The following is a 13,342-nucleotide window of genomic DNA, read 5'->3' as shown; positions in this document are numbered from 1 at the left end:
AAAATGAACGACCACTTAAAGTTATATTATATTAGGATAAAAATTTTAGACACATAGCGCCATATGATTAGAAATATCATATGGTGTTTTATATTCTAAATTTCTTTGTGGTCTTTCTGTGTTATATCAAAACACGAATGAATTAATTAAATTATAAACTATTTCATATTCTAAATTGGATGTATTATAAAAGTCAAAAAGTTCTCTTTGAAATATTGAAAATAAGAATTCTGATGGCCTATTTCTTAATGAATTGCCCTTTGGAGACATTGATTGAGCTATATTAAGAGACTTTAAAAATTTGAAAACATTTTGTTTGCATATTCGATACCATGATCAGAGTGAAAAACACTTGGTTTTATATTATATTTATCGATGCATGCCTGCAATAAATTTATACTTGCTTGTGCAGTTCTATCAATAGATAATGTTCAGCCAAGTATCGCACCAGAATAAGTTTCAGTAACCACATGTAAATAATGTCAAACACCATTTACTTTCACATATTTAATATCTGCATGTAAAACTTCTCCAAAATAACTTGAAACGAAATTTCCTTTAATCAAATCTGGAGCCCAAACTCTATCATATTTTTCTTCCTTTGGTGGTTTATCTTTTCTTCTATTTTTATATGCATTTGATTTATAACCCAAAGAATCAAAATTAATTCTAAAAGCATAAGTTGAAATTTTATGCCCTGTCTCATAGACGTATTTGTGAAAAAGTTTATCTCTTCCAATAACATTATTTGATAATTTGATTTGTGTTTTTAGCCAATCAATAACAGTATCATCTAAATATTGATTTCTTCTATCTATTTTTTCTGCTTTTTCATATGTGCTGTAAATAGATGTTCTGTTTACATGAAATACCTCAGCTGCTTATTTATTGTTATGAAATGATTGATTTTTTTGCTTTCTTTCTTTTATCTTTTGAATGATTACATTTGGATTAATACCATTTTCCTCTAATATTTCTTCCATAATTTCTTGATATAAATTTCTATCATGATCATCGAATTCATTAATACTTCTACGTTTAGGTGGCCTACCTGATGCTTTCCCTTTTTTAGAAGATTTTCCGGTTTGAGATTCTAATTTTGTCATATCAGTATTATATATGTTAATTCAATATTTGATATATTTGTATGCGTATCGATATGGATTAACATTACCTTTTCTTCTAGTATATGAAGTGTATACGTCTTTGTATCTTTCTTCTCAAAATTCTTCAACAAATTCTATTTGAGCATACTCAATTCCTTTATTTAAAGCAAGATTAATATATTTTAATTTTTGATCTACAGTGAATTGTTTTCTTGACATAAAAAACACATTCCTTTCTTAATTTTGGAATGTGTCTTAAAATTTTCTCCTAATATACCACTTAAAGTTATATTAATCCTTGTATTTAGATTGATATTAATAGGTGGCACTGCAGTTTTTTAATTTTCATTTTTTAAAATTGCATAAAAAACACCTTTTTCAAGGTGATATGGCTGCCCCAGTTAGATTCGAACTAACGCATCGCGGAACCAAAACCCGCTGCCTTACCGCTTGGCTATGGGGCAATTAATGGTGGGGGGAGAGGGATTCGAACCCCCGAATCCTAAGAAAGTGGGTTACAGCCACCCGCATTTGGCCGCTTTGCTATCCCCCCATTTGAATTGCTATATTATTATATAGCAACTTTTTAAAAAATATAGAATTTTTTTATTTTTTTATTTTGTACCAAAGATGCGATCTCCAGCATCCCCAAGTCCAGGTCTAATATAATTGTTTTCATCTAAGTAATCATCTTGTGCAGCTAAAAAGATATCGACATTTGGATGCATTGATTGAATTTTCTTAATACCTTTTTCAACCCCCACTAAACAAACCAATGTAATATCTTTAAAACCTTGCGACTCTAGTTTGCAAATTGCATCTGAAGCTGATGTCCCGGTAGCAAGCATAGGATCAACAACTATCATTTTGCTATCTAGGCTTACATTCGGAATCTTATAAAAGTATTCAGTTACTTGTTCTGTGCCTTCATTGCGGTACATTCCAATGTGCCCTACTCTGGCTTGAGGGATTAAATTAACAATCCCATCAACCATTCCAAGTCCAGCTCTTAAAATCGGAATAATAACTATTTCTTTATCATAAGCATAACCAATATATTCACTTTTAAGTGCAGTGGTAATTCTAATATTTTTAGGTTGATAATTGCGCATGATTTCATACACCATCAAAGATGCAATCTCATTTAAATTGTTTCTAAATTCGCTATGTGTAGTGCTTTCTTGGCGCATTTTTGTTAGTTTGATATTAATCAAAGGGTGATTAATTACTGTGATCATATTACCTCGTTTATTTCTTTTTCCTGCGTTTCCCACTTGGGCCAAATATAGTCACTTTTTAGGTGGCTATATTTTTGAAAAAAATATAAATATTATGCTACTATGCTACTAAATGTGGTATAATATATTCATGAAAAAGAAGAACCTACATGAAATAAATTGAATAATTTCAAGATCTAAAAGACAAAAAGGAACTTATATATCTGTTGGATATCAAAGCACAAACAAAACAGGATATGCTGTAAGATTCGGGATAGGATATGAAGAAGATTTTGATAAATACCAAGAAAATTCAGTCGAAAAAATAAAACAAATTATAAAAACTCTTCCTCTCTCAATGACAAAAGAAGAGGTTATTAATGAAATTAATAAAAGATCAAAAATAAAAGCCCTAAAATAAATGAGACATATGAAAAATTTGTTGGATTCGACTTAATTTCTCGATTAATTGATTATTTTGATATTTTCAAGGATTGTAAAACTACAAAATCAGTAAGTTTAAATGATGTTGTAAAGCAACAAATATATCAAAGAATTAAAAATCCACTAAGTGTTTATGCTACGTACAAAAATGCAACTAAAGAAAAACAAGATTTTTATTCTAAAAATTCGTTTTATAGATCACTAGAATATATTGCTGATAACAAAAATCAAATACTTAAGCAATATAAATGAAACCATGAAAAATGAGTACAAAAGAGATGTAAGTATAGTTTGATTTGACTCAACAACAGCTTATTTTGAAACATTTAGTCGAGATGGTTATAAGAAACCAGGTTATTCAAAAGATGGAAAATTTAAAGAAGACCAAATCGTTATTGGACTCGCCACTGATAGTAATGGTATACCAGTGCACTACAAAGTTTTCCCCGGAAATACAGCTGATTCATCCACTTTTATTCCTTTTATACTTGAACTGCAAAAATATACAGCATAACCACAGTTACTGTTATTGCTGATAAAGGAATGTCTGTAAATAAAAATATAAGATTTTTAGAAGATAAAAACTAAATTACATTATTTCATACAGAATGAAAAAAGGTTCAAAAGAATTCAAAGAATATGTTCTTAGCGAAAAGGATTACATTAATGAAAATGGACTCTTATATAAGAGCAGAGAGATAATATCTCTATACCGTAATGGAAGAAAAAATGGTCACACTAGAAAACAAATAATCACTTTTAGTGAAAAAAGAGCAAAAAAGACTATGAAGATAGAAAAATTCTTATTGATAACTTCAATAAGAAAGCTAAAAATGGAAAAGTGTCATATGAAGATATGGTTGGAGGAAAGAAATATCGTTTCTTTAAACCAACAGATAAGTCAGGTTTTTATGAATTAGACTATGATAAAGTCCTAGAAGATGAAAAATTCGATGGATTTTATGTTTACGAAACTAATAGAGTTGATCTTAAAGAAACTGAAATCGTTGAGCTATATGCAAAACAATGACAGGCTGAAGAAAACTTTAGAACATTAAAAGGCGCATTATCATTAAGACCAATGTATCTTTCTACATGAAAAAATATACAAGGATATATTTGTTTATGTTTTCTTTCTTTAGTAATGTTAAAATTCCTTACCTATAAAATTAATGATTTTTTAGGTCTTGCTAAGAAGGATAAAATGACTACATCTAGAATCATTACTATGATTAATGATGTTAAACAAGTTGAACACTATTTTGACAAAAAACTTATAAATACAATCGAAATTAAAAACCCAGCCTTACAACAAAGCTGGGAAGACTACCAATTAATATTAAATATTTTTAATCATTTAAATATTAAATAAAGTTTCAAGCCAACTACAGCATTCACTGTGGCTGGTTTATTTTATTATGCTACTGCTGGGAAACGTAGGAGATGCAATCTCATTTAAATTGTTTCTAAATTCGCTATGTGTAGTGCTTTCTTGGCGCATTTTTGTTAGTTTGATATTAATCAAAGGGTGATTAATTACTGTGATCATATTACCTCGTTTATTTCTTTTCCTGAGTTTCGGAGTTTGAGCCTGAAAAAACAACAATTATTTTAAAAGTTTTACGTTCATATATCAAAGATATATGGACTTTTTTAATTCTTCTAAATTTTATTATTTTTCTACTTGTATTACTTGTATAAAGTGCTATAATATGAATATGTCAGATAAGTTCATACTAATAAAACACAAAAGAAAAGATCACACATATATTTCAGTTGCCACATCAAATGGATATGGGAAAGGATATAGTAACCAAGTTGGAATTGGAAGATTAGAAAAACTCGAAACATTATGTTCGGACCCGATAAATGTAATTAAAAATGTATGTGAGACTTTAAATATTGATGATTCAAAAGAAAAAATTAAGCAAAGCATAATGTTTGCATTAAATTCTTCTCAAACCGAGGTATACAATGTGAATTATGGTATTAATACACTTTACAGTGTAATTGATAAATTTGAGATTTTTAATGCCCTGCCAAAAACAAGACATAAAGACCTTGAAAAACTTTTAAAATACACAATTGCTAGCAGAATCATTGATGCGAAAAGTTACATATTAATGCATAAAGATAAGTATAAATATGAAGGTGCTCCAGAAACAAGTAAAGATGGATACTATACACTACTAGATCTGGTTAATCAAAATAAAAAAGCAATTCTAAATAAAGTTAATGAAAAAATAATGAAAAACACAACAAGAAAAGTTGAATTAGTTTTCTATGACTCAACAACAATGTATTTTGAAAGTTTTTCCCGTTCAGGATTAAGACACAGTGGATATTCAAAAGATGGAAAATTCAAAGAAGACCAAGTGGTGGTTGGAATGGCAACAGATGGAAATGGAATTCCAATTCATTTTAAAACCTTTAAAGGAAATACAGCAGACGCAAACACATTTATCCCATTTATTTTAGAAATGCTTAAAACATACGAAATTAAAAATGTAACCATTATTGCTGATAAAGGAATGTCAACTTCTAAAAACCTTAGATTTCTAGAGCAAAAAGGAATAGATTATGTAATTTCTTATAGATTAAAAACAGGAACTAAAGCTTTTAAAGAATACGTGCTCGATGAAAGTAATTATCAAGGAAATGAAGAATTCAAATTTAAAGAGCAAGAAGTTGTTTCACTCTTTAATAAAAAAAGACCTAATGGTATAGTTAGAAGAAGAATTGTTACATTTAGTAAAAAAAGAGCAGCAAAAGATAAAGCAGACAGACAAATATTAATTGATAACTTTAACAAGTTAAAAAACAAAAATGGATTAGTTGAAGCAAGCAAGCTAACCAGTGGTAAAAAATATAGATTCTTTAAGAAAATTGGAAGTTCATTTTATGAATTAGATAGCCAAAAATTAAGTCAAGACAGTCAATTAGATGGATTTTATATTTATGAAACTTCAAGACATGACTTATCACCAGAAGAAGTGGTGAATATTTATGCAAAACAATGACAAATAGAAGAAAACTTTAGAACAATGAAGTCATCACTTCAAGTTAGACCTATGTATGTATGAACTGATGATCACATTAATGCGCATTTAATTTTGTGCTTCATATCTCTTGTTATTATAAAATTTCTACTTCACAAGATCAATACAGTTCTTGCAAGCACAGGAGTTATTGATAAATTTTCTAATGATAGACTTATCACAGCGATAAAATCAGCTGAAAAGGTAGTGAAAGTTGTAAATGGTGAAGTTAAAGAAGAAATTTATATTAAAAACACTCAAAACTCAGACCATATTTCAGATTATGAAACAATCGAAACGATATTTAAAAAATTTGTACAAGTAATTTAATGTATGAAAAACGAATAGCCCCATAATATAGGACTATTCGTTTTTTGACCCATAAAACTCCGAAACTCAGGAAACGTAGGAGATGCAATCTCATTTAAATTGTTTCTAAATTCGCTATGTGTAGTGCTTTCTTGGCGCATTTTTGTTAGTTTGATATTAATCAAAGGGTGATTAATTACTGTGATCATATTACCTCGTTTATTTCTTTTTATTATACACAATCTTAAGCGTTATTTTAAAATAAAAAAACCAAGCTTGCGCTTGGCTTGAAATGATTATTATAATTCGTTGATTGTTCCACCAACTTTAGCAAATGCTTCTTTAGCTGAAGCAGATGCTTTGTGAACATAGATTGTTAATTTCTTTGTTAATTCACCATTACCTAAAAGTTTAACAGGCATTTGTCTTTTGATTAAGTTTGTATCAAATAATGTTTCTAAAGTAATTACATCACCATCGTTGAATTTTGCTTCTAAATCAGATAAGTTGATAATTTGATATTCAATGTGGTTAACGTTTGTAAATCCACGTTTACCAATTCTACGGAATCAAGGAGTTTGTCCTCCTTCGAATCCTAGTCTGTGACCCTTACGTTTGTTTTGTCCTGATTGTCCTTTACCAGCTTGTTTACCTTTACCAGCTGCGTGACCTCTACCTTTACGGTGTTTGTCAGGTCTTGAACCTTCAGAAAATTTTAAATTATTTAATTTTATAGCCATATCTTATTGAAAATCCTTTACTTGTTTATCTCTGATTTCTGCAATTTCTTCAACTGTTCTTAAGTTTTGTAATGCTTTTACTGTTGCTTTAACTACGTTAGATTTTGAACGTGATCCGTATGTTTTTGTTACGATGTCTGTGTAACCAGCTAGTTCTACAACTGCACGAACTGTACCTGAAGCGATAAGTCCTTTTCCTTTAGGAGCTGGTTTTAATAATACACGTGAAGCTAAGAATTTAGCATTGATTTCGTGTGGTAATGTTCCGTTTACAACTGGAACTGATACAAGGTTGTTTTGAGCGTCTTTGATAGCTTTTCTAATAGCATCTGGAACTTCGTTAGCCTTACCGTGTCCAAATCCTACAAGACCTTTTTTGTTTCCTACAACAACGAATGCTGAGAAACTAAATCTTCTTCCACCTTTAACAACTTTTGTAACACGAGCAATGTCAACAACTTTTTCACTAAATTCTGATTCAAATCTTTGAGCACGTGGTTTTCTATTTGCGCCAGCATTACGACGTGGACGTTGTTGTTCTGCTTCGTTAGCTTTTCTTGGAGCTCTAGGAGCTCTTTTAGCTACAACTTCTTGTGTACCTGCAACTTCTGTTGCTTTAACTTCTTTATTGTTTTCCATAATTAGAATTTAACTCCTTGTTCTCTAACTGCGTCTGCAAAAGCTTTTACTCTACCGTGGTATAAGTATCCACCACGATCAAATACAACTTCTTTGATACCTAATTTAACCATTTCTTGTCCCATTCTTTTACCTAATTCAGCTGCTGATGCAATGTTACCTGCATAAACACCTTTTTGAAGTGTTGTAGCTGATAATAATGTAACACCTTTAGTGTCATCAATAACTTGAGCGTAAAAGTTTTGGTGTGATTTAAACACATTTAAACGTGGTCTTAAAGCTGTACCACTGATGTGTTGACGTAAACGAACATGTTTAACTTTTCTAGCTGCGTTTCTTGATTTTGCTTTCATAATTGTAACCTAACAACCTCTAAACTATTTAGAAGCTGTTTTCCCTTCTTTACGTCTAATTTTTTCGCCTTTGTATGAAATACCTTTACCTGAGTAAACATTAGGTTTTCTAATAGCTCTAACTACAGCAGCAAATTGTCCAACGATTTCTTTATCGTTTCCGAATACAGAAATTTCTGTTGGTTTAGCAACTGTAACTTTTAATTCAGCTGGTATCTTTTTAGATACTGGGTGTGAATATCCAGCATTAACAACGATTTCATTTCCTCTAAGTTCAGCTTTGTACCCAACCCCTTTAATTTCAAGATCGATTTGGAATCCTTCTGTAACTCCTTTGATCATGTTTGAAATTAATGAGTTTGTTGTACCGTGTAATTGTTTGGTGTGTTTTTCTTCGTTTGCACGAACTGTTGTAACTTGGTTGTTTTCTACATTGATTGTGATTAAAGGACTGAATTCTCTAACAAGAGTTCCGTGTTTTCCAGAAACAGTAACTTTGTTTCCTTCAACAGTAATAGTTGTTCCAGCAGGAACGTTGATAACACGATTTCCAACACGAGACATACTAATTACCTATTATCAAATGTAAGCGATAACTTCACCACCTACATTTTCCTTTCTAGCTTCTTTTCCTGTCATAAGTCCTTTTGATGTAGAAATAATAACTGTACCAAATCCTGAAATAACACTTGGAATTTCTTCAGCTTTAACATAAACTCTAAGACCTGGTTTTGAAACTCTCTTAAAGTCAACGATAGCTGATTTATTTTTCTTGTATTTTAATGTAACAACAATATTTTTATCTACGCCTTCACCTTCGATTGCGTATGATGCAATGTACCCTTCATCTAAAATAAGCTTAACGATAGCTTCTTTTTGTTTTGAATAAGGAATTGTAACTGTTTTATGTTTTCTAATGTTAGCGTTCTTAATACGAACAACTAAATCTGCAATTGGATCTGTAATAAACATAATTATCAACTCGCTTTCTTCATACCTGGAATCTTACCTTCGTGAGCAAGATTTCTAAAACAGATACGACATACTTTATATTTTCTTAATACTGAGTGTGGACGTCCACATAATTCACAACGTGTGTAAGCACGTGTTGAGAATTTTGGGTGACGTTTTGCTTTCTCAATTAATGCTTTTCTAGCCATTATTTAGCTCCTTTTTTGTCAAATGGTACACCGATTGATTCAAGTAATGTTCTTGCTTCTGCATCAGTTTTTGCGTTTGTTACAATAATAACATCAAGTCCCTTGATTCTACGAATTTTGTCAAATTCGATTTCTGGGAAGATGATTTCTTCCTTAATTCCAAGGTTGTAGTTTCCTCTTCCGTCAAATGCTTTAGGATTTGCACCACGAAAGTCACGAATACGAGGCATTGCCACGTTAATTAATTTGTCTAAGAAATCTCACATTCTGTCTCTACGAAGTGTAACTTTTCCACCCATAGGCATTCCTTCACGTAATTTTCATGAAGCGTTTGATTTTTTAGCTGTTGTTTGATATGGTTTTTGTGATGAAATTAATGTTAATTCATTTAAAACTTCTTCGATTGCTTTTGAATTATTAATTTCTTTTCCAGCAGTCATGTTTAATACAACTTTTTCAATTCTAGGAACTTCCATTGATGATTTGTAATTGTATTTTTCTTTTAAAGCAGGAACTGCTTTTTCTAAATAAACATTTTTAAGCATATTAGATTTCCTTTCCTGTCTTTCTTGCTACTCTTACTTTGTTTCCTTTAGCATCAATTTTGTATCCTAATTTTGAAGATTGGTGTGGTTTGTCTTTTGTTGCTTTTTTAACTAATAATTGCACGTTTGAAACATGAATTGGAGCTTCTTTTTCTGTAATTGAACCATCTTGGTTTTGTTGTGAAGGTTTGTTGTGTTTCTTGATAAAGTTTAATCCTTTAACAATAACTCTGTTTTCGTTGTGTAATACTTTTTCAATTGTTCCTGTTTGACCTTTTTCTTTACCGGCAATAACGATTACTTCGTCATTTTTTCTAAGTTTAATTTTGTTCATAATTTGTTTTCCTTAAATCCTATAATACTTCTGGTGCAAGTGAAACAATTTTAGGGAATTTTTCACGTAATTCACGAGCAACTGGTCCGAATACACGTGTTCCACGTGGTGTTAAATCTTCCTTAAGTAATACTACAGCGTTATCATCAAAACGAATGTATGAACCATTATCACGGTGTACTCCGTATGATGTTCTAACAACGACTGCTTTAACAACTTGACCTTCTTTTACCATTCCATTTGGAATAGCTTTTTTAACTGAACATACAATAATATCACCAATGTTTGCTACTTTCTTTCTTGACCCACCTAAGATACGGATAACTCCGATTTCTTTAGCACCTGAGTTATCAGCAACGTTTGCTTTTGATAATTCTTGTAACATTAGTTTTGTCCTTCTGTAGCTGCTTGTTTAACTTCAACTAGTCTGAAGTGTTTTGTTCTTGAAAGTGGTCTAGTTTCCATGATTAAAACGATATCACCTAGTTGAGCAACTTGATTTTCATCGTGTACTGCAAATCTCTTTGTAGATTTGAAACGTTTTGAATATAATGGGTGTGTTTTGTATGTGTCAACTGCAACAATAATTGTTTTAGCTGATTTACCAGCAGAAACAACTGTACCAACAAGTGTTTTTCTTGTGTTTCTTTCCATAATTATTTAGCTCCTTTTTTTTCATTTAAAGCTGTAAGAGCTTTAGCAATGTCTTTTCTAATAAGTGCAATTTTGTGTGTTTCTTTTAAATCACCTGTAACATTTCTGTATCTTAAAGTAAATAATTCTGCTTTAAGTTGAGCTACAAGAGTTTGTAATTCTTCAACTGATTTTTCTTTTAATTCGTTGTAAAGCATTATTTATCTCCTTCTTCTTTTTTAACGATTCTTCATTTAACAGGTAATTTGTGTCCAGCTAGACGTAAAGCATCACGTGCAACATCTTCTGGAACTCCACCAACTTCAAACATCATTGTGTCTACTTTAACTGCTGTATATCATAATTCTGGTGTACCTTTACCTGAACCCATACGAACTCCGATAGGTTTAGATGTTTTGGCAAAGTGTGGGAATATACGGATAATAACTTGTCCTTCACGACCCATTCTACGTGTAGCAGCAATACGAGCTGACTCGATTTGACGAGCTGTTACTCATGCTGATGTTGTAGCTTGTAATCCGAATTCACCAAATGCTACTGTGTTTCCTTTTGTAGCTCTACGTTTGTCGTGTTTAACAACAAATGGTTTTCTGTATTTTGTTCTTTTTGGTTGAAGCATTATTTATTTTCCCCTTCCAAAATTTCACCTAATGATACTCACACTTTAACACCGATAGCACCGTATGTTGTTCTAGCTGTTGCTGTAGCGTAGTCAACATTTTGTCTTAATGTATGTAATTTCATTTCACCTTCAGAATATCCTTCTGTACGAGCCATATCAACACCGTTAAGACGTCCACTAACTGATGTCTTAATTCCTTTTGCTCCAGCACGCATTGCATTTCTAATAGCAATCTTTTGTGCTGAACGGAAACTTTCACGGTTTTCTAATTTTGTAGCAATCATTTCTGCAAGTAATCTTGCGTTTAAATCAGGGTTTTTAAGTTCAACAACTTGAATGTTTACATTTAAGTTCTTGTTCTTTAAGTTCTTTTGTAATTGAACTGTTAATTCTTGAACATTTTTACCTTCTGTTCCAAGAATTGCTGCTGGTTTTGCTGTGTGAAGTACAACTGTAACTTTATTATCTCTGTTACGTTTAACTTCTACTTGACCAATTTGGTATTGACGTACTAATTTATCGAAAAATTTATAGATTTTAGCGTCTTCAACTAAATATGTTCCAAAGTTATCTTTGTCTGCAAATCATGTTGAGTTGTGTGCTTTTGTAACACCATAACGGAATCCATTTGGATTAACTTTTTGTCCCATATTAATTTCTCTCCTCTAATACTATTGATAAATTAGATGTACGTTTTAAGATTGAGTAAGCACGTCCTTGACTTCTTGGTTGGAATCTCTTAAGAGTAGGGCCTTCATTTACATAAACTTCTTTTACATATAATTTAGTTGCATCCATACCGTGGTTGTGTGTAGCATTTGCAACTGCTGATTCTAATAACTTGATAAAAATAGGAGCTGATTTCTTGTTAACGTTGTGTAGAAGTCCTAATGCAACAGTAACATCTTTTCCTCTGAAAAGGTTTGCTACCAATTTTGCTTTAGAAACACTAACTCTTTGTAATTTAACGTGTGCTTTTGCTTGTTGTGCCATTATTTCTTCTTACCTTTATCTGCACCATGACCTGAGAATGTTCTTGTTGGTGCGAATTCTCCTAATTTGTGTCCTACCATGTCATCTGTTACGTAAACTTCTAAGAATTGTTTTCCGTTGTGTACTGCGAATGTTAATCCTACGAAGCTTGGGAAGATTGTAGAACGTCTTGATCAAGTTTTAATTGGTTTTTTTGGTGCATTTCCTTCAACGATTGCATCTACTTTTTTAAGTAAGTGTTCGTCAGCAAATGGACCTTTTTTAAGACTACGTGCCATTATTTAGAATCCTTTCTTCTTCTTAAAATAAGTTTATTTGAAGATTTCTTAGTTTTTCTTGTCTTAACTCCAAGAGCTTTCTTACCTCAAGGTGTAAGTGGAGCTTTACGTCCAACTGGTTGCTTACCTTCCCCTCCACCATGTGGGTGGTCTACAGGGTTCATAACTGATCCACGTACTGTTGGTCTAATACCTTTATGTCTGTTGATTCCAGCCTTACCAACATTAACAAGTAAGTGTTCTTCGTTTCCTACAACACCAATTGTTGCACGACAACGAGCTAAAATACGACGTGTTTCACCTGATTTTAATCTTAACACTACGTATTTACCATCTTCGTCTTTACCTAAGATTTGTGCAGAAGTTCCAGCTGAACGAGCTATAACCCCTCCACCTCCTGGTTGCATTTCAATGTTGTGTACGAATGTACCTTCAGGAATGTTTGCAAGTGGTAATGAGTTACCTACCATAATATCAGCTTCTGTTCCTGAAACTACGATTTGTCCTAATTTAATACCTTTAGGAGCAAGGATGTATCTTTTTTCTCCATCTGCATATGCTAATAAGCAAATGTTTGCTGATCTATTTGGATCATATTCAATTGTTTTAACAATTGCAGGGATGTTATCTTTGTTACGTTTGAAGTCTACAATTCTGTAGAATCTTTTAACACGCCCTCCGTGATGTCTAACAGTAATCTTACCTTGATTGTTACGTCCAGCGTTGTTTCTTAAATTCACTAAAAGTGATTTTTCTGGAGCGTGACCTGATAAGTTTGTTCTGTAATCAAGAGAAGACATGTTTCTACGACCATTTGTCGTTGGCTTATAATGTTTAATCGCCATTGTGTCTTTTCTCCTTTTGCTTAAAAATAGTTGGGGGTCTGTCTTTTAAGCAAGCTTTTTTACCC

General features: G+C 31.8%; 20 protein-coding genes, 2 tRNA genes and 1 pseudogene. 2 read left to right on the top strand and 21 right to left on the bottom strand.

What is annotated here, in order from left to right:
• Nucleotides 1-293 precede the first annotated feature (293 nt).
• From ACM0IS_RS00655 to upp, 5 genes are all read right to left on the bottom strand, one after another.
• Complete coding sequence (locus ACM0IS_RS00655; RefSeq protein WP_416756348.1) at nt 294-653, bottom strand: DDE-type integrase/transposase/recombinase; 360 nt, start codon at nt 651-653, stop codon at nt 294-296.
• A 228-nt stretch (nt 654-881) separates the two neighbouring features.
• Nucleotides 882-1,325: a hypothetical protein gene (locus ACM0IS_RS00650; RefSeq protein ID WP_416756347.1), complete on the bottom strand. Its 444-nt coding sequence runs from the start codon at nt 1,323-1,325 to the stop codon at nt 882-884.
• A 170-nt stretch (nt 1,326-1,495) separates the two neighbouring features.
• Nucleotides 1,496-1,570: transfer RNA gene (locus tag ACM0IS_RS00645), tRNA-Gln, on the bottom strand.
• A gap of 5 nt (nt 1,571-1,575) precedes the next feature.
• Nucleotides 1,576-1,659 (bottom strand) — tRNA-Tyr (locus ACM0IS_RS00640).
• Between the two features lie 61 nt (nt 1,660-1,720).
• Complete coding sequence (gene upp, locus ACM0IS_RS00635; protein ID WP_416756346.1) at nt 1,721-2,344, bottom strand: uracil phosphoribosyltransferase; 624 nt, start codon at nt 2,342-2,344, stop codon at nt 1,721-1,723.
• Between the two features lie 199 nt (nt 2,345-2,543).
• On the opposite strand from upp, the pseudogene ACM0IS_RS00630 reads away from it, so the two are divergent.
• Nucleotides 2,544-4,139, top strand: a pseudogene (locus tag ACM0IS_RS00630) (IS1634 family transposase).
• Between the two features lie 346 nt (nt 4,140-4,485).
• Nucleotides 4,486-6,135, top strand: a complete 1,650-nt coding sequence (locus ACM0IS_RS00625) for an IS1634 family transposase (RefSeq protein ID WP_416756345.1) — start codon at nt 4,486-4,488, stop codon at nt 6,133-6,135.
• A 278-nt stretch (nt 6,136-6,413) separates the two neighbouring features.
• On the opposite strand, the gene rplO is transcribed toward ACM0IS_RS00625, so the two are convergent.
• Genes rplO through rplB form a run of 16 tightly spaced genes read right to left on the bottom strand, consistent with a single transcriptional unit; the run spans nt 6,414 to nt 13,277 of the window.
• Nucleotides 6,414-6,848 (bottom strand): 50S ribosomal protein L15, encoded by a 435-nt coding sequence (gene rplO, locus ACM0IS_RS00620; RefSeq protein WP_416756647.1) that lies wholly within the window; start codon nt 6,846-6,848, stop codon nt 6,414-6,416.
• A 9-nt stretch (nt 6,849-6,857) separates the two neighbouring features.
• A complete protein-coding gene (rpsE, locus tag ACM0IS_RS00615; RefSeq protein ID WP_416754687.1) occupies nt 6,858-7,493 on the bottom strand; it encodes a 30S ribosomal protein S5 in 636 nt (211 codons plus the stop codon).
• Between the two features lie 2 nt (nt 7,494-7,495).
• Nucleotides 7,496-7,846 carry a 50S ribosomal protein L18 gene (rplR, locus tag ACM0IS_RS00610; RefSeq protein ID WP_416741790.1) on the bottom strand — a complete coding sequence of 117 codons (351 nt, stop codon included), beginning with the start codon at nt 7,844-7,846 and terminating at the stop codon, nt 7,496-7,498.
• 24 nt (nt 7,847-7,870) lie between these two features.
• Nucleotides 7,871-8,410 (bottom strand): 50S ribosomal protein L6, encoded by a 540-nt coding sequence (gene rplF, locus ACM0IS_RS00605; RefSeq protein WP_416756344.1) that lies wholly within the window; start codon nt 8,408-8,410, stop codon nt 7,871-7,873.
• Between the two features lie 12 nt (nt 8,411-8,422).
• Complete coding sequence (gene rpsH / locus ACM0IS_RS00600) at nt 8,423-8,818, bottom strand: 30S ribosomal protein S8 (protein ID WP_416738626.1); 396 nt, start codon at nt 8,816-8,818, stop codon at nt 8,423-8,425.
• A 2-nt stretch (nt 8,819-8,820) separates the two neighbouring features.
• Nucleotides 8,821-9,006 carry a type Z 30S ribosomal protein S14 gene (locus ACM0IS_RS00595; RefSeq protein WP_078746939.1) on the bottom strand — a complete coding sequence of 62 codons (186 nt, stop codon included), beginning with the start codon at nt 9,004-9,006 and terminating at the stop codon, nt 8,821-8,823.
• Nucleotides 9,006-9,551, bottom strand: a complete 546-nt coding sequence (gene rplE, locus ACM0IS_RS00590) for a 50S ribosomal protein L5 (RefSeq protein WP_416741787.1) — start codon at nt 9,549-9,551, stop codon at nt 9,006-9,008. Before rplE ends, ACM0IS_RS00595 begins: the two co-directional genes overlap by 1 nt.
• Before the next feature lies 1 nt (nt 9,552).
• Nucleotides 9,553-9,885 (bottom strand): 50S ribosomal protein L24, encoded by a 333-nt coding sequence (gene rplX, locus ACM0IS_RS00585; RefSeq protein ID WP_416741786.1) that lies wholly within the window; start codon nt 9,883-9,885, stop codon nt 9,553-9,555.
• 19 nt (nt 9,886-9,904) lie between these two features.
• Complete coding sequence (gene rplN, locus ACM0IS_RS00580; protein ID WP_416754682.1) at nt 9,905-10,270, bottom strand: 50S ribosomal protein L14; 366 nt, start codon at nt 10,268-10,270, stop codon at nt 9,905-9,907.
• Nucleotides 10,270-10,539: a 30S ribosomal protein S17 gene (rpsQ, locus tag ACM0IS_RS00575; RefSeq protein ID WP_416741784.1), complete on the bottom strand. Its 270-nt coding sequence runs from the start codon at nt 10,537-10,539 to the stop codon at nt 10,270-10,272. Before rpsQ ends, rplN begins: the two co-directional genes overlap by 1 nt.
• Before the next feature lie 2 nt (nt 10,540-10,541).
• The gene (gene rpmC / locus ACM0IS_RS00570) at nt 10,542-10,736 is read right to left on the bottom strand and encodes a 50S ribosomal protein L29 (RefSeq protein ID WP_416755536.1); all 195 of its coding nucleotides are present in this window, start codon (nt 10,734-10,736) and stop codon (nt 10,542-10,544) included.
• Nucleotides 10,736-11,158: a 50S ribosomal protein L16 gene (gene rplP, locus ACM0IS_RS00565; RefSeq protein WP_416754680.1), complete on the bottom strand. Its 423-nt coding sequence runs from the start codon at nt 11,156-11,158 to the stop codon at nt 10,736-10,738. The genes rpmC and rplP overlap by 1 nt, the downstream gene beginning before the upstream one ends.
• On the bottom strand, nt 11,158-11,811 hold the full coding sequence (gene rpsC / locus ACM0IS_RS00560; RefSeq protein WP_416741781.1) for a 30S ribosomal protein S3: 654 nt from the start codon (nt 11,809-11,811) through the stop codon (nt 11,158-11,160). The genes rplP and rpsC overlap by 1 nt, the downstream gene beginning before the upstream one ends.
• 1 nt (nt 11,812) lies before the next feature.
• Nucleotides 11,813-12,154, bottom strand: coding sequence for a 50S ribosomal protein L22 (gene rplV / locus ACM0IS_RS00555; RefSeq protein ID WP_416756342.1), 342 nt, complete (start codon nt 12,152-12,154; stop codon nt 11,813-11,815).
• Entirely contained in the window at nt 12,154-12,432 is a 279-nt protein-coding gene (gene rpsS, locus ACM0IS_RS00550; RefSeq protein ID WP_416738616.1) for a 30S ribosomal protein S19, read from the bottom strand. The genes rplV and rpsS overlap by 1 nt, the downstream gene beginning before the upstream one ends.
• Nucleotides 12,432-13,277 carry a 50S ribosomal protein L2 gene (gene rplB / locus ACM0IS_RS00545; protein ID WP_416756341.1) on the bottom strand — a complete coding sequence of 282 codons (846 nt, stop codon included), beginning with the start codon at nt 13,275-13,277 and terminating at the stop codon, nt 12,432-12,434. The genes rpsS and rplB overlap by 1 nt, the downstream gene beginning before the upstream one ends.
• Nucleotides 13,278-13,342: the final 65 nt, after the last annotated feature.

This window comes from Mycoplasma aquilae ATCC BAA-1896 (genome assembly GCF_048074525.1).
Taxonomy (GTDB): domain Bacteria; phylum Bacillota_I; class Bacilli_A; order Mycoplasmatales; family Metamycoplasmataceae; genus Mycoplasmopsis; species Mycoplasmopsis aquilae.
This window is presented reverse-complemented; position numbering and strand designations above follow the sequence as displayed.